The following is a 25,360-nucleotide window of genomic DNA, read 5'->3' on the forward strand; positions in this document are numbered from 1 at the left end:
GTGAAGATGTGTGTCCGACCGGTGGATCAGAAGGTCAGGCCCCACGAGTCGATGTAGCCGGTGTCACCCGACGCCACGTCCCGGACCTGCAGTTTCCAGGTGCCGTTCGCGGCCTCGGCGGAGGCGTCGACCGTGTACGTGGCGAGGACGTTGTCGGCCGAGTCGTTGCTGCTGGAGTTCTTCAGCCGGTACGCGGTGCCGTCCGGGGCGACCAGGTCGATGACCAGGTCACCGCGCCAGGTGTGCTTGATGTCCACGTCGACCTTGAGGGCGGCGGGGGCGTTGCCGGTGCGGCCGGTGACGGCGATCGCGGACGTCACGGTGGTGTTGTCCGAAATCGTGACGTTCGTGGCGTTGGTGAACGCCGTTCCGGTACCGGGGGTGGTAGTACCGGTCACGGCGTTCACGGTCTTGGTCGCGTCCGCGATACCGGTGCCGCAGCCGCCGGTGCAGGTGCCGGGCAGCGGGCGGGCGTTGGCCTTGATCGCGGCCTCGATCTCGGCCGGGGTCAGGGTCGACTTGGCCGACTTCAGCAGCGCGGCGAGCCCGGCGATGTGCGGGGCGGCCATCGAAGTGCCCTGGTAGGGCTTGTAGTTCTCCAGCGACTGGGTGGTGGTGCCGGAGTTCAGCGTGGAGAGGATGCCGTTCTCGGGGGTGGTGACGGTGCCGGGCGTGTCGGTGGCGCGGCGGGTCTCACCGCCCGGGGCCGAGACGTCGATGATGGAGCCGTAGTTCGAGTAGTACGAACGGTTGCCCTCACGGCTGGTGGACGCCACGTTGATGACGTTCGCACAGTTGGCGGGCGTGAAGCCGGACGCGTTGGCGTTGCTGTTGCCCGCCGCGACGACGACGGTCGCCCCCCGTGCGACCGCGCCGTCGATGGCGTTCTTGTAGACGGTCGGGCAGGTCGAGCTGGCGCCGCCGAGGCTCATGTTGATGACCTTGGCCGGGTTCGGGTTCGCCGGGATGCCCGGGACGGAGCCGCCGGAGGCCCAGGTGATCGCGTCGGCGATGTCCGAGGACGAGCCGCCGCACTTGCCGAGCACGCGGACGTGCTGGACCTTCGCCCCGTACGCGATGCCCGCGACGCCCTTGGCGTTGTGGGTGGTCGCCGCGATGGTGCCCGCGACGTGGGTGCCGTGCCAGGACGAGTTGCTCGCCCGGGAGCCGGCGCCGCACTCGCCGTCGGTGGCGTTCCAGTCGCCCTCGTCCTTGGGGTCGGCGTCACGGCCGTTGCCGTCACGGGCGTCGGCGGAGCTGGAGATGAAGTCGTAGCCCGCGACCGTGTTGCCGCTCAGGTCGCTGTGCGCTGCGGCACCGGTGTCGATGACGGCGACGGTGACGCCGCTGCCGGTGGTCTTGTCCCAGGCGCCGGGCACGTTCATGCCGCCGGTGGCCTCGAAGAGGTCCCACTGCTTGGCGTACTCGGTGTCGTCGGGCGTGACGGCCATCGCGTAGGCGCGGATGTCGGCCTCCACGGAGGCGACCTGCGGGTCGGCGCGGAAGGCGTCCATGACCTCCGTGACGTCCTGCTTGGTGGCGTCCGCGCCGAGGTCGACCAGTGCGGCACCGCTCGCCAGGCGGCGCTCGAAGCTGAGCTTCTCGCCCGTCTCGGTGGCCTTCGCCGCGGCGTCGCTCTTGGCGGCGCTGTTCGACGTGGCCTCGGCGGTACGGGACTTGTAGGTGACGATGACCTTGTCCACGGGCGCGCTCGGCAGCGCGGCCGGGGTCATGGCCTGCGAAGCCGGGGCAGCCGGCTTCGGGGTGGGGGTGGCCTCTGCGGCGAGGGCCACCGCGGAGGTGGCGGTCACGCCGAGGATCGTGGCGCTCGCCGCCACGACGGATATGAGTCTCCGCCTGGAACCGTTCAAGGTGTTCCCTTTCAGGGCAGCTCCGGCGACTCCCGGAGCGGCTGACGGTGCAGGGCGCGACGGGCGGCGGGCGCGTGGGGACCGCGGACGTGCCGTGGGGGTGGCACCTCGTGGTCTCCGGGCCGGGTATGCCCCTTGCGCCGCCGCCGACGCGACGACCCCTGGGGAAGGGCCGTCACCGGCGGAACTCGCGCATTACATGCACCTGACAGCCAGGTGGCTGAGAACCTCCGGTGCGGCAGACAGTAGGGAAACCCGGGATGAACCCGATACGGGGAAAACCCTTGTCACCCCCGCGAGGGGTGAGGGCGGTGCGGGGGTCCGCCGCCGACGCCCCCCACCCGCCGGGAGCGCTGCTGACCGAAACACCCCGGTTCTTCGTTCGCCCGCCCGGGCACACCTCGCCGGGTCCCGGACGCCACGGAGGGTGGAGCCGGGTGTACCCGGGCGTACGGGCCGTGGCCCCCGCGCCGGGCGGCTCCCGGCGGGTTCGCGCACCGGGGCCGGAGGCGTGGTTCAGGTGCTCGCGCCCCGCACCGGCTCGGTCGCCGGCTCTGTGCGGGCGGCCTCGGGCGGGTGCGCCGCACCCCCGCGGGTGGAGCGCCCCCGGCGCGGGGCACCCGCAGGTGCACGTCCGCTCATGGCACCCGGCGCCCGCGGGCCCGGGCGGCGAGCGTCTCACCTCATGGCCCCCGCCCGGCGGACCGGACACGTGGCCGGGGCGCGGCGGGCTCGGGGAGCCGCGGTGGGCTGGGGGAGCCGCGCCGGGCGTCACGGCTTCAGGTGCAGAGGTTCCGCCCCCGCAGCGCCGCCCGGGGCCGGGCGGGTACGTGGGAGGCGGCGCCTCCTCGACGGGCTGCCCGGGAACGGGGGCGGACGCATGGCGGAACCGCCCCGGAGGGGGTGGCCGCACCCGCGGCTCGCGCGACCCCGCCCCCCAGCCGGGGCCGCGCGAGCCGGCCGCCGTGGCCGAGTGGCCACAGCGGTCAGGTGGGTCAGAGGGGGGTGCCGACGCCTGGGACGCTCCAGGCGGGGGCGACCCCGGTGAGCTGGCAGATCATGAGGTACAGCGGGATGGGCGGGGTGTACGGCGACGTCGTGTCCGGCTGGTGGATCAGCCGGGGCCGCCGGTCCGGGACGTACGCGTCCGCCGCGTAGCAGGAGGGCAGCGGCCAGCGCAGATCGGCGTCCGAGCCGGCCGGGACGATCCACCACCACCAGTCCGTGTCGGCGAACACGCACCCGTTGCCGGGCAGCCGCGACAGCAGCCGGAAGCCGTACCGCGCCGGCACCCCCACCGCGTCGCAGCCCAGCGCCGCCGGGAGCGACGGCGGAAGCGCCAGCCGCACCTCCCCGTCGGGGTCGCTGTGCCGGACCGGCCCCGGCACCCGCCGGCCACGCGCCGACAGCAGCGTGGCCATCGTCCTCAGCACGCCAGCTCCGCCCAGACAACGCGCCCCGCCCCGTGCCGCGCGTCGTGCGCGCCCCACGCGCTGCTGACGGCGTCCACGAGCAGCAGTCCCCGGCCGCCCTCCTCAGGGGAGCCACGCCGCAGCCGCGGCGCGGCCGCCGGGCACCCCTCGTCCTGGACCGAGACGCGCAACTGCGCGCCGCAGTCCCGCAGTTCGCAGACCACGCGGCAGCTCGCCGTGTGCACCACGGCATTGGTGACGAGCTCGGAGACCACCAGCGTCACCGCCTCGCACACCGTGCCGTCCACCTCCCACAGCACCAGTCGTTCCTCGACGAGGTGTCTGGCTCTGGCGACCGATTCCGCGCGCGCGGGAAGTTCGAACGAGAAGCGGCGGACATCGGCGGAGATCGGGGGTCGTGGGGCCATGAGCCGGGGGGTGAGCGCATTACCAGGAGCCACGACCGATTCCTCACATGGGGGAGCGGCGCCGTACGTCGCCTCTCCCGTGGCAGAGCGCGGCAGCCGCGTGAACTGGTTCACCAACTGGTTCACCGGAATACTTTCCTCCCGACTCGGACACTTGGCAAGTGGCACTCTGAAAATTGCAGAGTGCGGTGTTCTCTCTGGCCGTCACATGGCACACTCATCGAAACAGCGCGTGGGGAGGTCTTAAGTGAGCGAGCCGCGGTCCGCCCCCACCGTGGGACAGGTCGTACTCGGCAAGCGTCTGCAGGATCTGCGGGAACGGGCGGGCCTGAAGCGGGAAGAGGCCGCCAAGGTGCTCCGTGTGGCCCCGGCCACGATCCGCAGGATGGAGACCGCGGAAGTCGCGCTGAAGATCCCCTACGTACAGCTGCTGCTCCAGGCGTACGGTGTGTCCGCCGACGAGGCGGACAGCTTCGTCCGGCTGGCTGAGGACGCCAACAGGCCCGGCTGGTGGCAGCGTTTCCACGACGTCCTGCCGGGCTGGTTCAGCATGTACGTCAGCCTGGAAGGCGCCGCGAGCATCATCCGGGCCTACGAACCGCAGTTCGTGCCCGGGCTCCTCCAGACGGAGGAGTACGCCCGGGCGATCCTGCGCGGCGGCGCCGTCGGCCAGGTCGCGCACGACGACATCGAACGCCACGTCGCCCTCCGGATGGAACGGCAGTCCCTGCTCACCCGCCCCGACGCGCCGAAATTCTGGGTGATCATGGACGAGACGGTGCTGCGCCGCCCCGTGGGCAGCGGTCCCGCCGTCATGCGGGCGCAGATCGACCGGCTGCTGGAGGCCGCCGAGCTGCCGAACATCACCCTCCAGGTCGCCGAGTTCGCCACCGGCCACCATCCCGGCACCTACGGGCCGTTCGTCCTGTTCCGCTTCGCCGTGCCCGAACTCCCGGACATGGTCTACAGCGAATACCTGACCGGTGCGGTCTATCTCGACGCGCGCCCCGAGGTGGCCTCGCACCTCGAGGTCATGGACCGCATGGCCGCCCAGGCCGCCACCGCGCAACGTACGAAGGAAATCCTCAAGGATTTCCGCAAGGAGCTGTGAATGGATAGCGCGAAGCGCATATACAACGGCATGCCCGCCGCCGAGCTCGGGGCCGACGGCTGGCACAAGCCGTGGAGCGGTGGCAACGGCGGCAACTGCATCGAGGCGATGAAGCTGTCCGACGGCCGGGTCGCGGTCCGCCAGTCGGCCGACCCCGACGGCCCCGCGCTCATCTACAGCCACAAGGAGATCGCCGCGTTCATCCAGGGCGCCAAGTCGGGCAAGGCCGACTTCCTGCTCACCTGAGTCCCCGCCCCCGTCCGGCCCGTGCGGACGACCGGGCCCCCGGGGGCGGGGGCGACCACCGGGGACGACCGACGGCCGGGCCGGGACCACCGGCCGGGCTCCGGTGTCCGGAGCCCGGCGAACAGCCGCCCCTACCGCTGGGGCACCAGGGTCACGAGGAACCTCTTCGCGGGGCCGGTGTTCCCGGCCGAGTCGATCGTCCGGTACTCCACGGTGTGCGTGCCGTACTCCGGTGTCGCGTCGTCCCACGGCACCACGCGCGGGGTGCCGAGCTTCCCGTACACCAGACCGTCGATCTCCGTGCCGCCCGGGGTGAACCGGAACGGCGCGTCGGCGTCCGTCGGCCAGCCGTAGTAGGTGTACCAGCCGTCGCCGTTCACCCGGAACTGGCTGACCACGTACCCGTCCTGGTCGTCCCGCGCGGTCAGCCGCATCGTGAACGCGCCGTCGTACACGTACTCCACCGGCCGCCCCGGGCGGTGCACCGTGCGCAGCGGCTTCGACAGCTCGTACGAGGCCGTGGCGGCCGTCGCGTCGACCGTCCAGCGCAGCTCGCGGTCGGTGCCCGCGATCCGGGCGGTCAGCGTGTGCGTGGTGCCGGGGCGCAGCCGCAGCGCCGACAGGTCCAGGTCACGGTCATTGCCCGGGTTCACCACCGGCCGCCCGTCCAGGCGCCACCGGACGGCGAGCGTCCGGTCGACCGGGTGCGTGGTGTCGGCGTACACCACCGACCGGGCGCCGACGGGCGCGTCGGTGGCCGTGTGGCCGGTGAACTCCGGCGCCACGGACACCGGCCGCGTCGCCACCGACGTGTCGACCGTCCACGTCACCGTACGGGTCAGCCCCGCCGATCCGCGTACCGCCGGGTCCCGCACGAACGGCGTCGGATCGGTGACCGTCGCCGTCAGCGTGTGCCTGCCGCGCGGCACGTCCAGCCGCCGCAGGTCGACCGTGCGGGCACCGCCCGTCGACCGCACGGGGCGCCCGTCCAGCCGCCACACCACGTCCAGCTCCCCGCCCAGGGGGTGCAGAGTGTCCACCCACACCGTCCGGTCGGCGCCGATCGGCGCGCCGTTCGGCGTGTGGCCCTGCACCAGGTTCACCTTCGACGAGATCGCCTGGACCATCGCCTCGCGCCCCACCTGGTCGAAGGCGTACCCGAGGGTCTTCATGAGGGAATGCCGACTGGGCCGCCACACCCCCTTGGTGCTGTAGAGCCCGCCCTCGTACCGCCCGATGACACCGCCGGACTCGCTCTCCTCGCCCAGCCAGCGCCACCACTTGGCCCGCTGGTCCTTCATCTGCCGCTCGGTGAGCACGGTGTGGTGCGCGGACGAGGGCTCACCGCCCTCGTACGCACCCCCGGGGACGCCGCGCCCGTAGTAGTCGTACTCGTCCTGGAGCTTGCCCAGCGAGTGGCCGATCTCGTGCGGCGTGATGAGGGACGACAGGGCGTTGCCGCCGGACGCGGTGGCGTACGTGCCGCCCGCGCCGCCGTAGGTGTCGCTGTTGGCGAGGGCGACGATCTGGCGGTTGGCGGCCGTCGAGCCGGGGACGAGGTCGGCGAGCGCGTTCGCCGCGCCGCTGTCCACGGTCAGCAGCCGCTGCACGCTGTTCGCGTCGCAGCCGTTCCAGAAGCCCATCCCGAGCGGTGTGTCGCGACGCGGCGCGTCCAGGCCGGGGTCGCAGTCGACGCCCGACTCGGGGGAGGGGACCTCGACGGCCCACACGTTGATGTACGAGCGGTAGGAGGCGAACGGCTCGATGCTCCACAGCACGTTGAGGTGCTTGTCGACGTCCGCCCGGAACTCCGGGAGCTGTTCGGCGGTGTAGCCGTCCCCGAGCAGGACCAGGTTGAACCGCTTGTCGGCGGGGCCCGTGGTCTGTACGGGGACGACGGTGGCGGACTCGGTGACCGGCGGGCGCTCCCCGGCGGTGGCCGGTCCGGAGCCCACCAGAGCGGTGGTGAGAAGGGAGGCCGCGCCGATCAGCGCGGCGGCTCGTCCAAGGCGTTGGGCAACCATGGGGCCGGAGCGTACGGTGCGGCCAACGTGCCGTAAAGACACCGCTGTTGGCCACTGTTACACCAGATAGGCCAGCCCCGGGTGCTCGTTCACGTAGGCGTCCAGGAGCCGTCGCGCCACCGACACCGAGTCGACCAGCGGGTGCAGGGCGAAGGCCTTCACGGCCGCCTGCCGCGACCCGCCCTCCGCCGCCGCCAGCACCTCGCGTTCGACCGCCTTGACCGCCGTCACCAGTCCCACCGCGTGGTACGGGAGCGGCGACACCGACACCGGATGGGCGCCGTTCGCGTCGACGAAGCAGGGCACCTCGATGACCGCGTCCGTGTCCAGCACCGACAGGGTGGTGCGGTTGCGGACGTTCAGGATGAGGGTGGTGCGCTCGTCGCGGGCGATGGCCCGCATCAGCGCCAGGGCGACCTTCTCGTAGCCGCCCGACTCCAGGTCCTCCTCGGCCCGGTCCCCGACGCCGGCCGCCTCCCGGTTGGCCGCCATGTAGGTGGCCTCCCGCTCGGCGAGCGTGGCGTGCCAGGTCTCCAGGGAGGGCGAGCCGTAGAACGCGGTCTGCTGCTCGCGCAGATACGCGCCACGGGTCCGCCCGGCCTCCCGGTAGGCCCGTACCGCCTCCCGGTTGAAGTAGTAGTAGTGCAGGTACTCGTTGGGGATGGCGCCCAGCGAGCGCAGCCACTCCGCGCCGAACAGCTTGCCCTCCTCGAAGGAGCCCAGCGCCTCCGCGTCCGCCAGCAGCCGGGGCAGCTCGTCCCGCCCCGCCACCCGCACGCCCCGCAGCCAGCCCAGATGGTTCAGGCCCACGTAGTCGAACCACGCCTCGTCCGGATCCGCGCCCAGCAGCCGTGCCACCCGCCGCCCCAGGCCCACGGGCGAGTCGCAGATGCCGATCACCCGGTCGCCCAGGATCCGCGACATCGCCTCCGTCACGAGCCCGGCCGGGTTGGTGAAGTTGATGACCCAGGCGTCGGGGGCGACCTCCGCGATCCGCCGGGCGATCGACATCGCCACCGGGACCGTACGCAGCCCGTACGCGATACCGCCCGCACCCACCGTCTCCTGCCCGAGCACCCCCTCGGCCAGCGCCACCCTCTCGTCGGCCGCCCGCCCGGCCAGGCCCCCGACGCGGATCGCCGAGAACACGAAGTCCGCGCCCCGCAGCGCCTCGCCGAGGTCGGTGGTGGTCGTGACCGCCGGCGCGTCCGGCACGTCCCGGGCCTGTTCGGCCAGCACCCCGCCGATCGCCCGGAGCCGGTCCGCGTCCACGTCGTGCAGCGTCACCCGGGTGACCCTGCCCTCCGCACGGTCACCCAGCAGCGCCCGGTACACCAGCGGCACCCGGAACCCGCCGCCACCCAGAATCGTCAGCTTCATGACCGTCACGCTACTCGGATCACCCCAGGTCGAGCGCGTTGCGCAGCCCCAGCCGGTAACGGGTGCGGTCGTGCCGCTTGAGCGCTTCGATCTCCGGGGCCCGGAAAAGCGGCTTCACGGCGCACCGAGCGGCGTCCGAACCGGTCCGGTCCAGCAGCGCGTTGACGGCCTGGCGGGCGGCGGCGTTGGCGCCCTCCATCGTCGCCAGGTCGATGTCGACCGACACGTAGTCGCCCGCCAGGAAGAAGTTGGGGACCGCCGTGGCCGCCGAGGGGCGGTGGTGGAACGTGCCGACCGGATGGATCAGCAACTCGTCCTCGTTGGTGGGGTTCGGCGTGCCGAGGCCGTCCACCCCCGGGTCCAGGAACCAGGAGTGCAGGGCGGCGTCCTTGAGCACCGTACGGCCGGTGTCATTGAGGGCCGCCTTGAGCTGCGCCCACACCTCGCGGGCCACCTGCTCGCGCGTGCACTGCTTCGCGGTCCTCCCGTACAGGATCCCCGGCTTGTCCCACTCCGAGATGTCCACGGACAGGCAGTCCACGGCCACCCCGTCACCGTAGTCGGCGGGAAAGTCCCGCTCCCGCCAGTGCTCGGCCTGGGCGATCGCCGTCAACGACCAGGGCGAGTCGATGCAGTTGACATGGCCGTGCACCATGGGCGGGCGCTCGGTCAGATAGAACTGGATGCCCGTCATCCAGTCCGTCCGGAGCTTGTCGCACCGCGCCAGCTGCGGGTCCGCCGCACGCAGCGCCGCGCCCCAGGTGCGCCGCGCGTGCTCGACCGGCAGCGCGCAGACGTAGTGGTCGGCGGTGACGGTGGTGCGTACGCCGTCGGGGTTCTCGACCAGCGCGCCGGTGACGTGACCGTCGCCGTACAGCACCTCGCGCAGGGTCCAGCCGATCCGGAACTCGACGCCCAGGGACCGCAGGTGGGCCTCCCACGGGTCGATCCACGCCTCGTTGGTGGGCGCGTCGAGGATCCGGTCCGGCGGGCCGTCCGCGCCGCGGCCGAGCGCGTTGAAGACGAACGCCTCGCCGAGCGTGCCGACCGTACGGGTACTGGCCTCCTCCGCCTTGGTGGCCACGATGTTGCGGGTGACGCCGATGGCGAGGATCCGCTGGTACGTCTCCGACATCCGCGCCGCGCGGGTGAAGACCCACCACGGCGTGCGCTCCCACACCGTGTCGCGCCGCTCGTCGCAGCTGGTCAGGAAGACGAGCACCCGGTTGACGAAGTACGCGGCCTCGTGGAGGGGCAGCCCGGTGGCCGTTTCGACGAGCGCGGTCAGGGCGCGGCGGATCTCGTCGAGCGTGAGCCGCTCCGGCTGGTGGCCGGGCCAGGGGATGGGCATCCGCAGGTCCTCGCGGCCCGTGCGGGCGAACATCATCTCGCGCGGCGCGATCAAGTTGTCGAAGACGCCCCGCGGGTTGCCGGGGAAGGGGATGCGCCGCATCGTGTCGGGGAGGTTGTGGTAGATGCCCGGGATGAAACGGAAGCCGTGCTCGGCGGGCAGCGGTCTGCGCCCGCCCCTGGCACTGCCGGGCACGTCCATGCTGCGCGCCTTGCCGCCGAGCGCGCGGCGCTCGTAGACGGTGACGCGGAAACCGCGCTCGGCGAGCTCGTGCGCGGCGGTGAGCCCGGCGACCCCGCCGCCGAGCACCGCCACGGAGGGCGGTGGGGCCGTGTCCGCGGCGGGAGGGGCCGCGGCGGCGGCAGGGGCAGGCAGGGCGCCCACCCCGACCGCCCCGGTGACGGCGGTGGCGCCCGCCATGAAGGTGCGTCGCGTCGTACCCGTACGGTCCATGCCCACCCACCCTTTACCCGCGGTAACGTCTCGTCGGTCGCAGGAGCATAGGGCCGACCCGCCCGACCCGGAACCACCGCGCGTCCCTCTTGGCGCGACGGCCCCCACAATGGCCGGTTTCCACCGGGCCGCGATCAGAGGTGTGCGGGCGGAGCTCCCAGCCAGGAGGCGACCGCCCCGGCGATCGGCTGGCCGGTCTCCAGCTCCACGAAGCCGAACTGCCCGCCCTGGTTGCACTCCAGGAACCACCACAGCCCCTCGGCGTCCTCGGCGAAGTCGAACGCGGCGTACGCCAGACCCGCCAGGTCCATGTACTCCCGGACCGCCCGGACGATCCGGTCCGGCACCTCCGCCGGCTCCCAGGAGTGCCCGGTGTCACCGAAGCGCCCGTCGACCTGCCCCTCGGCGGCGGCCTTGCGGGCGGCGAACAACCGCAGGCCGACGCACGTCAGCCGGACGTCCGCCCGCTTGGGCACGTACCCCTGGAACAGCGTCGGCCCGGCCGCGACCCCCGCGAAGTCGGCGCCCGGCTCCACCAGCGTGGTGGGCAGCGCGACCGGCGGCTCCGTGCGCGGCGGCCCCGACAGGGACTTGACCACGACCCGCTCGTACCGCGCGGCGAACTCCTCGGCGACCCGAGGGAACGTCGTGATGAGGGTGGGCGGCACGGCGAAACCGCTGTGGTGCGCGAGGCGCAACTGCCAGGGCTTGTACCGGGCCTGCGCCGCCTGCCGAGGGTGATTCATCCAGCGCGCCGTGGTCGAGTACAGCATCCCGTACAGCGCCTGTCCGGTCTCGGCACCGAGCCACGCCGACGCCCCGGGCGCGTGCGCCGCCGGCTCGCCCGGCCTGCGCACCCAGATGGAGCGCAGGGCCCGGGAGCTGACCATGCGCCCCTGCGCCGAGAGGTAGCAGTGGAAGTCCCCGTGGACGTACTCGGCCGACAGATCGGCCCCACCGGGCAGATCGGCGGGATCCAGCCGCACGAGCGGCACACCCCGCTCGTGCAGCTCGGCCACCACCATGTCGGCCGTGACGTCCTGAGGGCTCGTCAGGATCAGTACGGTCATCAGCGTTCGCCCGGCCGGGCCACTCAGTCGTCGAAATGCGTCTGGGAGCCGGCGGTGGACGTGGTCGTACCGGCGGCCAGGACCAGCGCGCGATCGCTGATCGCCGGACGCCCGTCCGGCAGGACGTTCAGCTGGAGCGCCGGGTCGTACGTGTAGAGAGCGGTGACGTCCTCCGAAGCCTTCTGCGGACGCGCGTAGCTGCACGCGAACGGCTGCATGATCCCCTCCATCACTCGTCAACTTCGGTACATGTGACGGTACGCGGCCAATGTGTAGGGATCTCACTACTCTCCGCTGCAATACGGACACCCGGCCGCACCCCCGCCACCGACCGGCAGAATGGACCCATGCCCCGACGCACCGCCGCCCGCCGCCCCGCCACCCGTCCGACCTCCCGTAACGCCCGGTCCGCCGCCTCCGAGCAGCCCATGCCGGCGGTCGCCGCCGAGGCCCCGTGCCCCTGCGGGCTGCCCGCCGCCTACGGAGCCTGTTGTGGCCGGTTTCACACGGGTGAGGCTCTCGCCCCGACCGCCGAAGCCCTGATGCGTTCCCGCTACAGCGCCTTCGTCGTCCGCGACGAGCCGTACCTGCTGCGCACCTGGGCGCCGGCCACCCGCCCCCGGAGCGTCGACTTCGACCCGGCCATGCGCTGGACCGGCCTGGAGATCGCCGACACCACCGACGGCACCCTGTTCCACACCAGCGGCACGGTCACCTTCGTCGCCCGCTACACCCACCGGGGCGAGCAGGGCGCGCTGCGCGAGCGAAGCCGCTTCGAGAAGGCCGACGGCGCCTGGGTGTACGTGGACGGGACCTTCGCCGACTAGCCCATCACGGGCTGGTGGGCTCATCGGCTGGTCGCCCCACCGGCCTGCCGCCTCACCGTCCAGGCGCCTCACCGGCCTGCCGCCTCACCGGCTGGGTCCCTCACCGTTCAGGCGCCTCACCGGCTGGTCGCCCTCACCGACCGGGCATCGCCGCCGCCAGGTCCTCCGCCAGCAGCCGCTTCGCGATCGCGTCCACCGCCGCCCGCAGCTCCGGACCGCTGGGGCGGCCGGACTCCCGCTCGACCTGCCCGGCCAGCCATTCCCCCCACGCCTCGCTGATCACCCGGGCCTCGCGCGCCCCCGCCCCGGTGTGTGAGAACAGGTGACCGTCCCGGGTCAGATACCCCTCCTCGACCATCCGGTCGAACACCGGCACCAGCACCTCCGGTGGCAGTCGGCGGCGTGCCGCGATCAGGCCGAGGCTCGCGTGCCCGACCAGCCGGGTCAGCAGCTCCACCTGCATCACCGCCCACGCGCCCGCCGGGTCCAGTCGCGTGTCGGACGCGGCGACCACCTGCCGCACCGTGTCCGGGTCCGTCCGGCGCAGCAGCCTGCCCACCGACAGCTCCAGGAGCTGCGCCGAGTCCGCGGTCGCCACCGGTGAGGAGAAACCCTCGCCCATGTCGGGCGCCGTCGCCCTCGCCGTGTCGCGCAGCTTCACCTGCTTCAGGAACAGCGCCACCACGAACCCGACGGCCGCCACCGGCACCGTCCACAGGAACACGGTGTGCAGCGTGTCCGCGTAAGCCTCGATGACCGGCGCGGCCTGGTCCGCCGGCAACGCGTGCACCCCGGCCGGGCTCTGCGCCGCCCGCGCCAGCACCGAGGCGTCCGGTGCCCCGGCGACCGCCGCCGCCCTGCCACGCCCTCCTGAAGATGGGGCGCCAGCGCGTTCGCGTAGATCGTGCCGAACACCCGAAGAGCGCCTCCCAGGCGTCCCGGTCGGGCGGCGTCGGCTTGTCGACAGTGATCACGGAGCTACGCTCGCACGGACGTCCGAAGGGCCGCCACGGGGGCCCGCGCGGTTCGCCCCGGGACCCCGCGCCCGGCCGCGCCGCCCCGGGGTGACGCGCTCAGTGCCACGCCGCACCCGGCCGCAGCAGGAGGCCCGGGTTGTACGCGCCGAGCACCTTGTTCGCCCTGGCCAGCGCCGCCAGCGCGTGCTCGCGGTCCGCCTGGTCCTCCGTGCACAGGGGTGCGCGGAACCGGTACACCTCGCGCGCCGCGCACTCGGCGTCGATCTCCGCCTGCAGGATGCCGATCGGCATGCACGACCCGATGAGGGCGGCGACCCGGTCGGGGATCGGGACGGGGACGAGGGGCGACGCGGTCACGTGGAGTCCTTCACTGCTTGAGCCTGCTTGTGGCAGCTGTCTGTTTGCTGTGCTCCCTCCATGGGTACAGCATCAGGTTCGCGTTTTCCCCAAGGGTTTGTATCTGTGCTGCAACCGTTTGCCCCGGAGGCCATGATTTTTGTCGCGGACGCGGTGTCGTACGGGTCTGGGGCCGTACGGGACCGGCGTCCCACCGGGCCCCCTGTCGTACGGGCCTGGCCGTCGTGCCGGACCCGCTGTCGCAGGATGTTCAGCCGCCGGTGTGCCGTCCGCCGGTTGCCGTGTCGCGTCGCAGGTGCAGTGCCCGCAGTACCGCCTCGGTCGCGAACCTGGACCGCGGGTCGGCGAGCCGGCCGCCGAAGCGGGCTTCCAGGTTGCGCATCCGGTAGCGGACGGTCTGGGGGTGGACGTCGAGCAGTTCACCCATCTGCGCGGCGGTGCCGCGGGTGTCCAGCCAGATGCGCAAGGTCTCGACGAGCCGGTCGCGGCGGGTGGGGGTGAGCCCGGCGAGCGGGGCGAGTTCACGCTCGGCGAGCTGGTCCACGAGGGCGGGGTCGGCCATGAGCCAGAGGGTGATCAGATGGTCGGCGCAGTAGGTGAGCGGGGCGTCCTCGATGACGCCCGCGTCGATCAACTCCAGCACGCGGCGGGCCCAGCGCAGCGAGTCGGCGGCGGAAGAGGTGGGGACGGTGAGGCCGACGGCGGCCCGGGTCGAGGGGAGCGCCGCCTCCAGTGCGCGTCTTCGCCCGTCGTCCGGCGCGCCGGGGAGGAGGAGAAGCGGCTGAGGGGTGCTCAGGTCGATCAGGACATCGTTGTCGAGTTTCCCGGAGGGGGAGAGCCGTGCGGGGGAGCGCAGGGCGATCGGCGTGACCCGGTCGGGCAACGGCCAGCCGGTCTGCTCGGCCAACTCGGCGACGGCGGTGCGCGGTACGGGCGGCCCTGCGAGAACGAGGTGCAGGAGCCGCCTGCGTAACGCCTCGGTCTGTTCGACGGTCTCCGCCCGGACTTGCAGATAGCCCTCGCGGGACAGGGCCTCCAGCTCGTCGACGTAGGCGAACAGCGCGTCGGCGAAGCTGAGCATCAGGGTGGGGGAGAGGTGGTAGCGGCGGCCGACCTTCTTGGCGCGCCGCAGCGCGACCCGCGCGCCCAGGCGGTAGGCCCCTTGCAGGGTCTCCAGGCTGCGCCCCTCGTACGCCTCGAAACGGCCGAACCGGCGGCACATCTCGTCGCGCAGGGTCGTGGGAGCCGAGGGGGAGGCGACCTGGTCGACGAAGACGGAGATGTTCTGCTCGACGCCGAGGCGGATCGCCTGGGCGTACGGGCCGCTGAGGAGCCGGGCGTACTCGGGGTAGGCGCGAGTGACCTCGAGGCCTATCTCCTTGATGAGGCTCGGCAGTTCGGGCCGGATGATGGCGGCGAACTCCTGGGGGAGCGGCCCCAGTGGCTCGCCCGCGTCCGACGGCTGGGTGGTGATGCGGGGCATGGCGGGTGGCCCCTCCTTCTCCGGGCGTGCCGGTGGGGGAGGTGGTGTGCGGGGCGCGTGGGGGAAGCGCTCCCACGCGGACGGAGGTGACACTTCGTGGGGAGCCGAACATAGACCAAGTGCCGCCGAGGGCGCATCAGTTCCGACCTGGGGCGCGGGCACGGCGCACGGATCTGGCCGAAGCCCGACCGTCACCGCCTCCGGAGGGCGGCTGGTACGGGGACCACGGGGCGGGAGTGCTCACTTCCGCATAAGAAGCCCCAGTGATCTGTTGCCCGGGCGACAAGAAAATACCCATCGGTAAGAGTGTCGGGGAAAACTTACGGTCGAGTATTGCGTGCCCGGTTACTCGCTCGTAGCGTCAATCGCGCAAGGTGCTCGACCTGGTGGCCGTCCGAAACAGGCCCCGCGTTCCGTGAATTGAGCCGCTACCGCTTTTCTCCGAGGCGTAAGAGCCGTGTACGCGTCGGCGGAGAGCGGTCATCAGGTACGCCCCATCCCCGCAGGAGGGAAAAGCCCGTGCGACGCATTACCAGAATCTCCGTCCTTTCCGCCGCCGCGTTACTGGCCGCCGCCGGAGTGTCCGCGACGACCGCCTCGGCCGCCCCCCAGGCCCAGTGGACCGTCACCAACCCCGCCGCCAACGACGCCTTCAGCGCCACGAACGTCGCGGCCGCCAACGCCGTCCTCACCAATGTGACCACCGGCGCCACCATCACCTGTTCCGTCTACGGCGCGAGCGGGACCGCCGTGGACGGCGTGTACGCCAGTGGCGCCGGACTGGCCACCATCGGCAGCGCCACCTTCGGCACGTCCGCCACCAAGTGCAACGGTCCGCTGGGGTCGAAGTGGGTCTCCCAGTCCGTCCAGCCCATGAAGCTCAACGGGGCGACCTACGGCGCCGGCGTCACCAGGGGATCGCTGAGCGGCGTCAAGGTGACCCTCACCGGCACCAGCGTGCTGGGCACCTGCAACGCGACGATCGAAGGGTCCGCCAACACCGGCAGCTACACCAACGCCACCGGTGTCCTGGAGATCGTGCCCGACACGACGCCCGCGCTGACCGTCACCAGCGCGTCCGGCTCGTGCGCCGGGCTGATCAAGACCGGTGACAAGGCCAAGTTCGGTGCCAAGTACCAGGTTTCACCGGTCATCACGGTCACCAGCCCGTAAGCCCGCGGGCGAGCCCGCGTTCGAGTCGTGCGGTCGGCCTGGACCGGCCGCACGGCCACGTGACGGCGGGTGCCCACGATGGGGACGGGCAGGAGCGGGCGATCTGGGGGTTGACCGATGGGCAGCAGCTTGAGCGGGCGGCGCGGGCGGCGGACCTGGGCCCGCACCGCGTCGGTGGGGGCCGTGGTCCTGGTGGCGGGGCTCGTGCCGGGGGCCGGTACCGGGACCGGGGTCGCCGTGGACGAGGGCGTGCGGCCCGCCGGGGCGGACTTCGGCTACCGGTGCGGCCTGCCGGGTGGGCAACACCGGGCGGAGGTGCGGGTCTCGGCCACGCTGCCGCGGCAGGTCGCGGCCGGCCGGCCGGTGCGGCCCTCGGACGTGCGGGTCGCCGTACGCCTGCCGGCGGAGGCGGTGGCCGAACTCACCGCACGCGGCGCGGCGACCGCGAGCGGAGCGGTGCGCCTTGCCGGGCGGGTGACGCAGGGCGATGACACCGCCGACCTGCCGTGGACGCAGTTGGCCGCCCCGGACAGCGCCCTTCCCGCCACGGGGCCGTACACGGTCGAGGGCGCGGGCGCCGTGCCCACCGTGACCGCCCCTTCCGGAGGTGAGCTCACCTTCTCCACGGGGTCCGTCACCCTGGACCTGCTCCTGCGCAAGGGCGACAACACCCCGACGACTCCGCCCGGACTCTCCGTCCTCTGCGAGCCCGAACCGGATCAGGACCTGATCATCGGCCGGGTAGCGGTCCTCCCGGTGCCCGGCGCCGGTGGCGGGCCGCCGTCCGTGGACGAGCCCTCGCCCGGCCCGGACGACGCGGATGAAGCGGACGGCGACGAGCAGGACGGCGGGCAGGGCGACGGGCAGGCGGGGACACCGCCGGACAGGGCCACCGAGCAGGAACAGGGGCAGGGCCAGGGGGAGGATCCGGGCCAGCACCAGGGCCACCAAGCCGGTCCGGCCGACGAGTGCGTGGAGGCCCCGCCCGTGACGCAGGACCCCGTTCCGAGCCACGGTTATATCGCCGGCTACGCCAACGTCCTGAAACTGGGCTCGGCCATGTTCATCAAGGAGCCCGGACTGATGAAGGTGAACATGGCCAAGGCCACCCAGACCTATCAGTGCCCCCGCGACGACGGGCTCGTCTTCACCATGTACAGCGACGCCGTCTTCGACCACAAGGGGAAGCCGCAATTGCCGCCCGTCCGGTCGACGTTCCTCACCTTCGGGTTCATGCCGACGACCGCAACCGCGGAATTCACCCTGGACACGCCGATGGAGATCGCCACCGGAAGCTATTTCTCGCCCGACGGGCGGTTCTCCGAGGTGACGAAGGCGACCGCGAAGCTGTGGGTGCGGCTCCACGACGTCGAGGTGAACGGCACCCCGCTCGACGTCGGCCCCGCGTGCCGCACCGCCCGGCCCATGGAACTGGCCCTGACGGGCCGCGGCTCGTACGACGCCGAGGGCAGGCCGCACGGCTACACGGTGGTCACCGGTGGCCCGCTGACCGGCACCGCGACCATTCCCGAATTCAGCGGCTGCGGCGTCACGGAGGACCTGGACCCGTTGTTCACGGCGTCCCTGTCCGGGGGCGGCAACCACACCAGGATGACCCAGGGCGTGCTGTGCTCCCCGGGCCAGCCGGAACACTGCCCCCACCCGCCCAAGCCGAAGCCCGAACGGTGAACCGACCGGCCGCAACTGCGCACGGGGCGACAAAGAGACCGGGCCGGTTTGTCACGCGGTGACAATCCGATCCGTTGGTGGGAATTCGTCTTACGCGGCGCTTGTCGAAGGCCCGTGAATGACCGTAACGTGCGCCCCCCGACGCACTTTTGTCACTTCCTCAGCAAGAGCGGGACCTGGGAGTTGTGGTGGGAACAGAAGTGGTCGTCGAAGGACTCACCAAATCCTTCGGCACACAGAACATCTGGCAGGACGTCACCCTCACCCTGCCCGCAGGCGAGGTCAGTGTGATGCTCGGCCCCTCGGGTACCGGGAAGACCGTATTCCTGAAATCCGTCATCGGGCTGCTGAAACCGGAACAGGGACGCGTCCTCATCAACGGTGTCGACATGGTGAACAGTCCCGAGCGCGACATTTACGAGACGCGGAAGCTGTTCGGGCTGATGTTCCAGGACGGGGCGCTCTTCGGGTCCATGTCGCTGTTCGACAACATCGCCTTTCCGCTGCGCGAGCACACCCGCAAGAAGGAGTCGGAGATCCGCCGCATCGTGATGGAGCGGATGGAGATGGTCGGACTCGTGGGCGCCGAAGGAAAACTGCCCGGCGAGATATCCGGCGGAATGCGCAAACGTGCCGGACTGGCACGCGCCCTCGTCCTCGACCCCCAGATCATCCTCTGCGACGAGCCCGATTCGGGCCTGGACCCGGTCCGCACCGCCTACCTTTCGCAGTTGCTGATCGACCTCAACGCCCAGATCGACGCCACGATGCTGATCGTCACCCACAATCTCGACATCGCGGCCACCGTCCCGGACAACATGGGGATGCTGTTCCGGCGCAATCTCGTCACCTTCGGACCGCGCGAGGTCCTGCTCACCAGCGACGAGCCGGTCGTGGCGCAATTTCTCAGCGGGCGGCGCGAAGGGCCCATCGGCATGTCGGAGGAGAAGGACGCCGCGACGCTGGCGCGCGAGCAACGCACGCCCTCTGCGTACGCGCCCCGCGCGCTCGCCCCCCAGCTGGAGCCCTCACCTGGCATGCCGCCCCGCGCCGCCGTCCTCCGCCGCCGCGAACGGGTCCTCGCCATGCTGCCCCGCCTGCCGGAGGCCGCCAGAACCGCGATCCTCCGCAGCTATGCCCCCGCCGCCGACCCGGTCGGCGGTGCCGCCTCATGACCCGGGAGCGCCCGAAGACGCCCCGTCTCGTCGCACCCTCCGCGCCCGGCTCGGACGCCACCATCCCGCCCACCCCACCCGCCCCGTACCCCGACGTGCAAGCGAGCACCCACGAAGATGCCCCTCCAGAAGCCCGCACTGAAGCCCATCCGGAGGCCCGCCGAGACGCTCACCCAGAAGCCCGCCGAGACACCCCCGTGGACCACCGTGCCGGTGCCGGAACCGTCACGCACCGGCCCACGCCCGCGCGGGTGCTCGCGCCGCTGTGGGAGACCGGGCGGCTGTTCGCCCTCGCCGCCACCGTCGCACGGGACACCTTCCGGCGGCCCTTCCCACTCCGGGAGTTCATCGAACAGTTCTGGTTCGTCGCGAGCGTCACGATCCTGCCCGCCGCCCTGGTCTCCATCCCGTTCGGCGCGGTCATCGCCCTCCAGGTCGGCTCGCTGACCCAGCAGCTCGGCGCCCAGTCGTTCACCGGCGGAGCCAGCGTCCTGGCCGTGATCCAGCAGGCCAGCCCGCTGATCGTCGCCCTGCTGATCTCCGGCGCCGGCGGCTCCGCCATCTGCGCCGACCTCGGGTCGCGCAAGATCCGGGAGGAGCTGGACGCCATGGAGGTCATGGGCGTCTCACCCGTCCAACGCCTCGTCGTCCCACGCGTCCTCGCCACCATGCTCGTCGCCGTCCTCCTCAACGGCATGGTCTCCGTCGTCGGAACCCTCGGCGGCTACTTCTTCAACGTGATCATGCAGAGCGGCACCCCCGGCGCCTACCTCGCCAGCTTCTCCGCCCTCGCCCAGCTCCCCGACCTCTGGATCAGCGAGATCAAGGCGCTGATCTTCGGCTTCCTCGCCGGCATCGTCGCCGCACACCGGGGCCTCAACCCGCGCGGGGGACCGAAGGGGGTCGGCGACGCGGTCAACCAGTCCGTCGTCATCACCTTCCTCCTCCTCTTCTTCGTCAACATGGTCCTCACCGCGCTCTACCTCCAGCTCGTCCCCGCGAAGGGGGCGTGACGATGGCATCCCCGCTCGCCTGGCTCGACCGCTCCGGCGACCACCTCATCTTCTACGTCAAGGCACTCGCCTGGATCCCCCGCACCCTGCGCCGCTACTCCCGGGAAGTGCAACGCCTGCTCGCCGAGGTCGCCTTCGGCAGCGGCGGTCTCGGCGTCATCGGCGGCACCATCGGCGTGATGATCGCCATGACCCTGTTCACCGGCACCGTCGTCGGCCTCCAGGGCTACGCCGCCCTCAACCAGATCGGCACATCGGCCTTCACCGGCTTCATCTCCGCCTACTTCAACACCCGCGAGATCGCCCCGCTCGTCGCCGGGCTGGCCCTCTCCGCCACCGTCGGCGCCGGCTTCACGGCCCAGCTCGGCGCCATGCGCATCAACGAGGAGGTCGACGCCCTCGAAGCGATGGGCGTGCGCTCCATGCCGTACCTCGTCACCACCCGCATCATCGCGGGTGTCGTCGCGATCATCCCGCTCTACGCGATCGGGCTGCTCTCCTCCTACGTGGCGTCCCGCGCGGTCACCGTCCTGTTCAACGGCCAGTCGGCGGGCACGTACGACCACTACTTCACCCTCTTCCTCTCCCCGGACGACGTCCTGCTGTCCATCCTCAAGGTCCTGATCTTCAGCGTGCTGGTGATCCTCGCCCACTGCTACTACGGCTTCCGCGCCACCGGCGGCCCGGCCGGCGTCGGCGTCGCCGTCGGGCGTTCCGTACGCAACGCCATCGTGCTGATCAGCGTGACCGACTTCTTCCTCTCGCTCGCGCTCTGGGGCGCGACGACGACCGTGAAGGTGGCCGGATGACCGCGAAAAAACTCCGCAGACGCCTCGCCGGAGTCGTGTTCCTGCTCGTGCCCGTCCTCCTCGTACGGCTGTCGCTGGCCGTGTACGACAAGGAGTTCACCCGCGACGCCACGATCACCGTCCTCACCACCAGCGCCGGCAACGAGATGCACCGCGGCGCCGAGGTCAAGCTGCGCGGCGTCGTCATCGGCGAGGTGCGCGACATCAGCGCCGCCGGCACCGGCGCGCGCCTCACCCTCGCCGTCGACCCCCGCCACCTCGGGCGCGTTCCGGCCGACGTCACCGCCCAGATGCTGCCCACCACCCTCTTCGGCGAACGGTTCGTCGCCCTCGTACCACCCGGCGACAACCCGTCCGCCCGCCCCCTCGCGGCCGGTGCCACGATCCCGCAGGACCGCTCCGCCAACGCCATCGAACTGGAACAGGTCCTCGACCAACTGCTCCCGCTGCTCACCGCCGTCAAGCCCGAGAAGCTGTCCGCCACCCTCACCGCCGTCGCCCAGGCCCTCGAAGGGCGCGGGGAGCAGCTCGGCCGCACCCTTGTCACCCTCGAAGCGCACCTGAAGCGCCTCAACCCCCACCTGCCCGCACTCAACCGCGACATCGCCCACCTCGTCGAGGTCAGCCGGGTGTACGGCGACGCCGCCCCCGACGTACTGGACGCCCTCACCGACTTCACCACCACCAGCGGCACCCTCGCCGACCAACAGGCCCGGCTCGCCGGCCTGTACGGCGCCACCACCGCCTCCGCCCAGGACCTGACGGCGTTCCTCCGGAACAACCGGCACAACCTCATCCGGCTCTCCGCCGCCTCCCGCCCCACCCTGGAGCTCCTCGCCCGCCACTCCTCCTCGTTCCCCTGCACCCTGCGCACCCTCGCGGGCTTCGTCCCCGCCATGGACAAGGCGCTCGGCAAGGGCACCGACGAGCCGGGCCTCCATGTGAACGTCCGAACGGTCCCCTCCCTCGGCGCGTACGTCCCCGGCAAGGACCGGCCCGTGTACGAGGCGACCGGCGGGCCCCACTGCTACGCCGTCCCGTACACCGGGAAACCCGCCCCCACCGGCCATGACCAGGGCGGCCTCGGCCTGCCCAACTCGCCTCAGGAGAACCGGCTCGTCAACGAACTGATCGCCCCCGGCCTCAACGCCGCCCCCCAGTCCCTGCCGGACTGGAGCACCGTCCTGACCGGCCCCGTCTTCCGCGGAGCGGAGGTGACCCTGAAGTGAAGCGCCGCTCCCTCGCCGGACCGCTCACCAAATCGCTCGCCTTCATCGTGGTGACCGTCCTCGCCACCACCGTCCTCGCGTTCTCCGTCGCCAACCAGGGCGTCGGCGACACCGTCACGTACAAGGCCCGCTTCACCGACGTCACCGGGCTCGTCGAGGGCGACGGCGTCCGGATCGCCGGAGTGAAGGTCGGGCAGGTCGAATCGATCAGCATCGCCGACCGCCGGGTCGCCGAAGTCGCCTTCGCGGTCCGGAGGGGCCGCGCCCTGCCCGCCTCGGCGACCGCGTCGATCAAGTACCTCAACATGGTGGGCCAGCGCTACATCGACCTCGACCAGGGCGCGGGCCCCGTCGGGCGGTCCCTGCCCGCCGGTGCCGTCATCCCGCTCGAACGCACCACCCCCGCGCTCGACCTCACCCAGCTCTTCAACGGCTTCCAGCCGCTCTTCCAGGGTTTGTCGCCGAACGAGGTCAACAGCCTGGCCGGATCGATTGTGCAGGTCCTCCAGGGAGAGGGCGGCACCGTCGACTCCCTCCTCGCACACGTCGGGTCGCTCACCACCACCGTCGCGGGCAAGGACAAGGTCATCGGGGAAGTGATCAGGAACCTGAACACGGTGCTCAAGACGGTCAACGACCGCGAGGCGGGCTTCAACGACCTCGTCGTCACCCTCCAGCAGCTCGTCAGCGGCTTCACGGGTGACCGCCGGCCGCTCGGCGAGGCCATCACCGCCATGGGGTCGCTCACCACCGTCACCGCCGGGCTCCTCCAGGACGGACGCGCCCCGCTCAAGGAGGACATCCGCCAACTCGGCCAGCTCTCTGGGCAGTTGGCGCAGAGCACCGACCGGATCGAGAACTTCCTGCGCACCACGCCCGCCAAGATGCAGGCCGTCGGACGCATCGCCTCGTACGGATCGTGGCTCAACCTCTACCTCTGCGAGGCCACGGTGACCGGTGTCACCACCGACGACGGCTCCAAGCCGCCCACCGGCGTCGCGATCACCGAATCGAGGTGCCGCGCATGAACCTCCCCCGCCGCCCGGGCTTCCCGCGACCCCGACCGCCGCGGCCCCGACTCTCGCGCCCGAGTCTCCGGCGCCCGAGCCTCCCGCGCCCGAGTCTCCGGCGTCCGGGGCGTCCGCGCAGGAAGCTCCCGACCCTCACACCCGTACGGGAGCGCAACCCCGTCACCGTCGGCGTCGTCGGACTGCTCCTCCTCGCGCTCCTCGCCCTCGGCGCCTACAAGATCGGTGCTCTGACCGGCGGCACCACCGCCTACAGCGCCGACTTCACCGAAGCCGCCGGACTCGACGAGGGCGACGAGGTGCGCATCGCCGGCGTCAAGGTCGGTGAAGTGACCGGCATCGGACTCGACGGAGCCAAGGTCAAGGTCGACTTCGAGGTCGACGACACCACCTGGATCGGAAACTCCAGCACCGCCGCCATCGCCATCAAGACCCTGCTCGGCGAGAAGTACCTGGCCGTCGACCCCCTCGGCACCCGCGCCCAGAACCCCGCCGAACGCATCCCCGCCTCCCGCACCACCTCCCCCTACGACGTCACCCAGGCCCTCACCGGCCTCGGCGACACCATCGACGCCATCGACACCCGGGCGCTGGCCGAGAGCTTCCGGGCCATCTCCGCCACGTTCGCGAACTCCCCGCCCGACGTGCGCAGCGCCGCCACCGGGCTGTCCGCCCTCTCCCGCTCGGTCTCGTCGCGCGACGCCCAGCTCGCCGAACTCCTCAAGGGCAGCAAGCAGCTCACGAAGACCCTGGAAGGGAAGAAGAGCAGCTTCGAGACGCTCCTGGAGGACGGCAGCCTGCTCCTCGGCGAACTCCAGGCCCGCCGCGACGCCATCCACCTGCTGCTCACCGGCGCCACCAACCTCGGCACCCAGCTCACCGGCCTCGTCCAGGACAACAACCGGCAGCTCGGGCCCACCCTGGCCGCGCTCAGCCGGGTCACCGGCGTCCTGCTGAAGAACCGCGAGGGTCTCGACCGGACCCTCGCCCTGGCAGGCCCCTACTACCGGCTCGTCGGCAACACCCTCGGCAACGGCCGCTGGTTCGACACCTACGTCTGCGGTCTCGTCCCCAAGCACTACCTCGCCCCCGGCACGCCCCCGGCCACCGGTTGCATGCCGCCCAAGCCGGCAGGAGGCGGTGCCCGGTGAACCTCCGACGCGCCCTCGGCATCACCACCGGGCTCGCCCTCGTGGCCGTCGCCGGCGCCTCCGGCGTCATGGCCCTCGACGAGTCCGGGACCACCCGCATCACCGCGCGCTTCGACCGGGCCACCGGCGTGTACGAGGGCTCCGACCTCCGGATCCTCGGGGTGCGGGTCGGCACCGTCGGTCCCGTACGCCCCAAGGGCAAGGAGGTCGAGGTGACCCTGCTGATCGACGAGGGCGTCCGCGTCCCCGCCGGTGCCCACGCCGTCATCGTCGCGCCCAGCGTCGTCGCCGACCGCTACATCCAGCTCGCGCCCGCCTACACGGGAGGACCGGAGATCCGGGAAGGCGCCGTCCTGCCCGCCGCCCGCAACGCCACACCCCTGGAGGTCGACCAGCTCTACGCGTCCATCACCGAACTCAGCGAGGCACTCGGCCCGAAGGGCGCCAACGCCGACGGAGCCCTGGCCGGGCTCCTCGACACCGGCGCCGCCAACCTCCGGGGCAACGGCAAGGCCATCGGCGACTCCCTCGAGCAGTTCGGCAAGGCCGCCAAGACCCTCGACCGCGGCAGCCGCGACCTCTTCGCCACCCTCACCTCCCTCCAGTCCTTCACCACCATGCTGAAGAACAACGACGGCGACGTCCGCACGGCCGAACAGCGGCTCGCGACCGTCACCGGCTTCCTCGCCGAGGACAAGGAGAACCTGGGCGCCGCACTCAGGGAACTCGGCACCGCCCTCGCCCAGGTCAAGACCTTCATCGAGGACAACCGCGACAGCCTGAGGAAGAACGTCGACCTGCTCGTCCCCCTCACCCGGACGCTCGTCGACCAGCGCGCCTCACTGGCCGAAGCGCTCGACACGGCGCCCCTCGCCGTCGGCAACGCCGTGAAGGCCTACGACCCGCTCCACCGCACCCTCAACGGGCGGGCCGACATCAACGAGCTCAGCTTCGGCCGGGGAGCCCCTACGGGCGCTTCCGGCGGCCTCGTCCCCGTCGACCCCGGCCGCCGCCAGGCCCTGCCCGCACTCCCGCTGCCCGCCGTCGGCACCGTCTACGGGACGCCCGGGAAGGGGGGCCCGCGGTGAACCGGCCATCGCGTA

The 25,360-nt window shown here is 71.9% G+C and carries 22 protein-coding genes and 1 pseudogene; 12 read left to right on the plus strand and 11 right to left on the minus strand.

Going from position 1 to position 25,360, the window contains the following annotated elements; translation table 11 throughout:
• Positions 1-26: 26 nt before the first annotated feature.
• The 3 genes from ABT360_RS10985 to ABT360_RS10995 form a co-directional block, all read right to left on the minus strand.
• On the minus strand, positions 27-1,838 hold the full coding sequence (locus tag ABT360_RS10985; protein WP_351813826.1) for a S8 family peptidase: 1,812 nt from the start codon (positions 1,836-1,838) through the stop codon (positions 27-29).
• Positions 1,839-2,866: 1,028 nt separating this feature from the next.
• Positions 2,867-3,292, minus strand: a complete 426-nt coding sequence (locus ABT360_RS10990) for a hypothetical protein (RefSeq protein ID WP_444852217.1) — start codon at positions 3,290-3,292, stop codon at positions 2,867-2,869.
• A 5-nt stretch (positions 3,293-3,297) separates the two neighbouring features.
• On the minus strand, positions 3,298-3,744 hold the full coding sequence (locus ABT360_RS10995; protein WP_351813705.1) for an ATP-binding protein: 447 nt from the start codon (positions 3,742-3,744) through the stop codon (positions 3,298-3,300).
• 214 nt (positions 3,745-3,958) lie between these two features.
• Here ABT360_RS10995 and ABT360_RS11000 point away from each other — a divergent pair, with 214 nt between their 5' ends.
• Positions 3,959-4,822 carry a helix-turn-helix domain-containing protein gene (locus ABT360_RS11000; protein ID WP_351813707.1) on the plus strand — a complete coding sequence of 288 codons (864 nt, stop codon included), beginning with the start codon at positions 3,959-3,961 and terminating at the stop codon, positions 4,820-4,822.
• Positions 4,823-5,068: a DUF397 domain-containing protein gene (locus ABT360_RS11005; RefSeq protein WP_351813709.1), complete on the plus strand. Its 246-nt coding sequence runs from the start codon at positions 4,823-4,825 to the stop codon at positions 5,066-5,068.
• 131 nt (positions 5,069-5,199) lie between these two features.
• Here ABT360_RS11005 and ABT360_RS11010 read toward each other — a convergent pair whose 3' ends face one another.
• The 5 genes from ABT360_RS11010 to tgmA form a co-directional block, all read right to left on the minus strand.
• A complete protein-coding gene (locus ABT360_RS11010) occupies positions 5,200-7,092 on the minus strand; it encodes a M64 family metallopeptidase (RefSeq protein ID WP_351813711.1) in 1,893 nt (630 codons plus the stop codon).
• A 57-nt stretch (positions 7,093-7,149) separates the two neighbouring features.
• The gene (locus ABT360_RS11015) at positions 7,150-8,472 is read right to left on the minus strand and encodes a 6-phospho-beta-glucosidase (RefSeq protein ID WP_351813713.1); all 1,323 of its coding nucleotides are present in this window, start codon (positions 8,470-8,472) and stop codon (positions 7,150-7,152) included.
• 19 nt (positions 8,473-8,491) lie between these two features.
• Positions 8,492-10,276: a hydroxysqualene dehydroxylase gene (locus tag ABT360_RS11020; protein WP_351813715.1), complete on the minus strand. Its 1,785-nt coding sequence runs from the start codon at positions 10,274-10,276 to the stop codon at positions 8,492-8,494.
• 134 nt (positions 10,277-10,410) lie between these two features.
• Positions 10,411-11,346, minus strand: a complete 936-nt coding sequence (gene tgmB, locus ABT360_RS11025; RefSeq protein WP_351813718.1) for an ATP-grasp ribosomal peptide maturase — start codon at positions 11,344-11,346, stop codon at positions 10,411-10,413.
• 23 nt (positions 11,347-11,369) lie between these two features.
• Positions 11,370-11,564: a putative ATP-grasp-modified RiPP gene (gene tgmA / locus ABT360_RS11030; RefSeq protein WP_351813719.1), complete on the minus strand. Its 195-nt coding sequence runs from the start codon at positions 11,562-11,564 to the stop codon at positions 11,370-11,372.
• A 129-nt stretch (positions 11,565-11,693) separates the two neighbouring features.
• Between tgmA and ABT360_RS11035 the strand changes: the two genes are divergently transcribed.
• Positions 11,694-12,173 (plus strand): YchJ family protein, encoded by a 480-nt coding sequence (locus ABT360_RS11035; RefSeq protein ID WP_444852214.1) that lies wholly within the window; start codon positions 11,694-11,696, stop codon positions 12,171-12,173.
• Between the two features lie 133 nt (positions 12,174-12,306).
• Here the strand turns inward: ABT360_RS11035 and ABT360_RS11040 are convergent.
• The 3 genes and pseudogenes from ABT360_RS11040 to ABT360_RS11050 form a co-directional block, all read right to left on the minus strand.
• Positions 12,307-13,088 (minus strand): annotated as a pseudogene (locus ABT360_RS11040) (MFS transporter); the annotation flags it as partial.
• A gap of 158 nt (positions 13,089-13,246) precedes the next feature.
• Entirely contained in the window at positions 13,247-13,507 is a 261-nt protein-coding gene (locus ABT360_RS11045) for a hypothetical protein (protein WP_351813721.1), read from the minus strand.
• A gap of 250 nt (positions 13,508-13,757) precedes the next feature.
• Positions 13,758-14,990 carry a helix-turn-helix domain-containing protein gene (locus tag ABT360_RS11050; RefSeq protein ID WP_351813723.1) on the minus strand — a complete coding sequence of 411 codons (1,233 nt, stop codon included), beginning with the start codon at positions 14,988-14,990 and terminating at the stop codon, positions 13,758-13,760.
• Positions 14,991-15,509: 519 nt separating this feature from the next.
• On the opposite strand from ABT360_RS11050, the gene ABT360_RS11055 reads away from it, so the two are divergent.
• From ABT360_RS11055 to ABT360_RS11095, 9 genes are all read left to right on the plus strand, one after another.
• On the plus strand, positions 15,510-16,163 hold the full coding sequence (locus ABT360_RS11055) for a hypothetical protein (RefSeq protein WP_351813725.1): 654 nt from the start codon (positions 15,510-15,512) through the stop codon (positions 16,161-16,163).
• A gap of 117 nt (positions 16,164-16,280) precedes the next feature.
• Entirely contained in the window at positions 16,281-17,852 is a 1,572-nt protein-coding gene (locus ABT360_RS11060; RefSeq protein WP_351813727.1) for a DUF6801 domain-containing protein, read from the plus strand.
• Between the two features lie 188 nt (positions 17,853-18,040).
• Positions 18,041-19,027 carry an ABC transporter ATP-binding protein gene (locus tag ABT360_RS11065; protein ID WP_351813729.1) on the plus strand — a complete coding sequence of 329 codons (987 nt, stop codon included), beginning with the start codon at positions 18,041-18,043 and terminating at the stop codon, positions 19,025-19,027.
• Between the two features lie 197 nt (positions 19,028-19,224).
• Positions 19,225-20,040 carry an MlaE family ABC transporter permease gene (locus tag ABT360_RS11070; RefSeq protein ID WP_351813731.1) on the plus strand — a complete coding sequence of 272 codons (816 nt, stop codon included), beginning with the start codon at positions 19,225-19,227 and terminating at the stop codon, positions 20,038-20,040.
• 2 nt (positions 20,041-20,042) lie between these two features.
• Complete coding sequence (locus ABT360_RS11075) at positions 20,043-20,849, plus strand: MlaE family ABC transporter permease (RefSeq protein ID WP_351813830.1); 807 nt, start codon at positions 20,043-20,045, stop codon at positions 20,847-20,849.
• Positions 20,846-22,078, plus strand: a complete 1,233-nt coding sequence (locus tag ABT360_RS11080) for an MCE family protein (RefSeq protein WP_351813733.1) — start codon at positions 20,846-20,848, stop codon at positions 22,076-22,078. The genes ABT360_RS11075 and ABT360_RS11080 overlap by 4 nt, the downstream gene beginning before the upstream one ends.
• Complete coding sequence (locus ABT360_RS11085) at positions 22,075-23,106, plus strand: MCE family protein (RefSeq protein ID WP_351813735.1); 1,032 nt, start codon at positions 22,075-22,077, stop codon at positions 23,104-23,106. Before ABT360_RS11080 ends, ABT360_RS11085 begins: the two co-directional genes overlap by 4 nt.
• Positions 23,103-24,257 carry an MCE family protein gene (locus ABT360_RS11090; protein WP_351813737.1) on the plus strand — a complete coding sequence of 385 codons (1,155 nt, stop codon included), beginning with the start codon at positions 23,103-23,105 and terminating at the stop codon, positions 24,255-24,257. Before ABT360_RS11085 ends, ABT360_RS11090 begins: the two co-directional genes overlap by 4 nt.
• Positions 24,254-25,345 (plus strand): MCE family protein, encoded by a 1,092-nt coding sequence (locus ABT360_RS11095; RefSeq protein WP_351813739.1) that lies wholly within the window; start codon positions 24,254-24,256, stop codon positions 25,343-25,345. Before ABT360_RS11090 ends, ABT360_RS11095 begins: the two co-directional genes overlap by 4 nt.
• Positions 25,346-25,360: the final 15 nt, after the last annotated feature.

The organism is Streptomyces sp. NPDC000229, from assembly GCF_040300825.1.
GTDB lineage: Bacteria > Actinomycetota > Actinomycetes > Streptomycetales > Streptomycetaceae > Streptomyces.

Coding starts and splice junctions, on each gene's coding strand:
- tgmA (WP_351813719.1), bottom strand. CDS start 11,564: ATGCAGCCGTTCGCGTGCAGCTACGCGCGTCCGCAGAAGGCTTCGGAG.
- ABT360_RS11005 (WP_351813709.1), top strand. CDS start 4,823: ATGGATAGCGCGAAGCGCATATACAACGGCATGCCCGCCGCCGAGCTC.
- ABT360_RS11010 (WP_351813711.1), bottom strand. CDS start 7,092: ATGGTTGCCCAACGCCTTGGACGAGCCGCCGCGCTGATCGGCGCGGCC.
- ABT360_RS11020 (WP_351813715.1), bottom strand. CDS start 10,276: ATGGACCGTACGGGTACGACGCGACGCACCTTCATGGCGGGCGCCACC.
- ABT360_RS11035 (WP_444852214.1), top strand. CDS start 11,694: ATGCCCCGACGCACCGCCGCCCGCCGCCCCGCCACCCGTCCGACCTCC.
- ABT360_RS11075 (WP_351813830.1), top strand. CDS start 20,043: ATGGCATCCCCGCTCGCCTGGCTCGACCGCTCCGGCGACCACCTCATC.
- ABT360_RS11080 (WP_351813733.1), top strand. CDS start 20,846: ATGACCGCGAAAAAACTCCGCAGACGCCTCGCCGGAGTCGTGTTCCTG.
- ABT360_RS10990 (WP_444852217.1), bottom strand. CDS start 3,292: ATGGCCACGCTGCTGTCGGCGCGTGGCCGGCGGGTGCCGGGGCCGGTC.
- ABT360_RS11015 (WP_351813713.1), bottom strand. CDS start 8,472: ATGAAGCTGACGATTCTGGGTGGCGGCGGGTTCCGGGTGCCGCTGGTG.
- ABT360_RS11090 (WP_351813737.1), top strand. CDS start 23,103: ATGAACCTCCCCCGCCGCCCGGGCTTCCCGCGACCCCGACCGCCGCGG.
- ABT360_RS11050 (WP_351813723.1), bottom strand. CDS start 14,990: ATGCCCCGCATCACCACCCAGCCGTCGGACGCGGGCGAGCCACTGGGG.
- tgmB (WP_351813718.1), bottom strand. CDS start 11,346: ATGACCGTACTGATCCTGACGAGCCCTCAGGACGTCACGGCCGACATG.
- ABT360_RS11060 (WP_351813727.1), top strand. CDS start 16,281: ATGGGCAGCAGCTTGAGCGGGCGGCGCGGGCGGCGGACCTGGGCCCGC.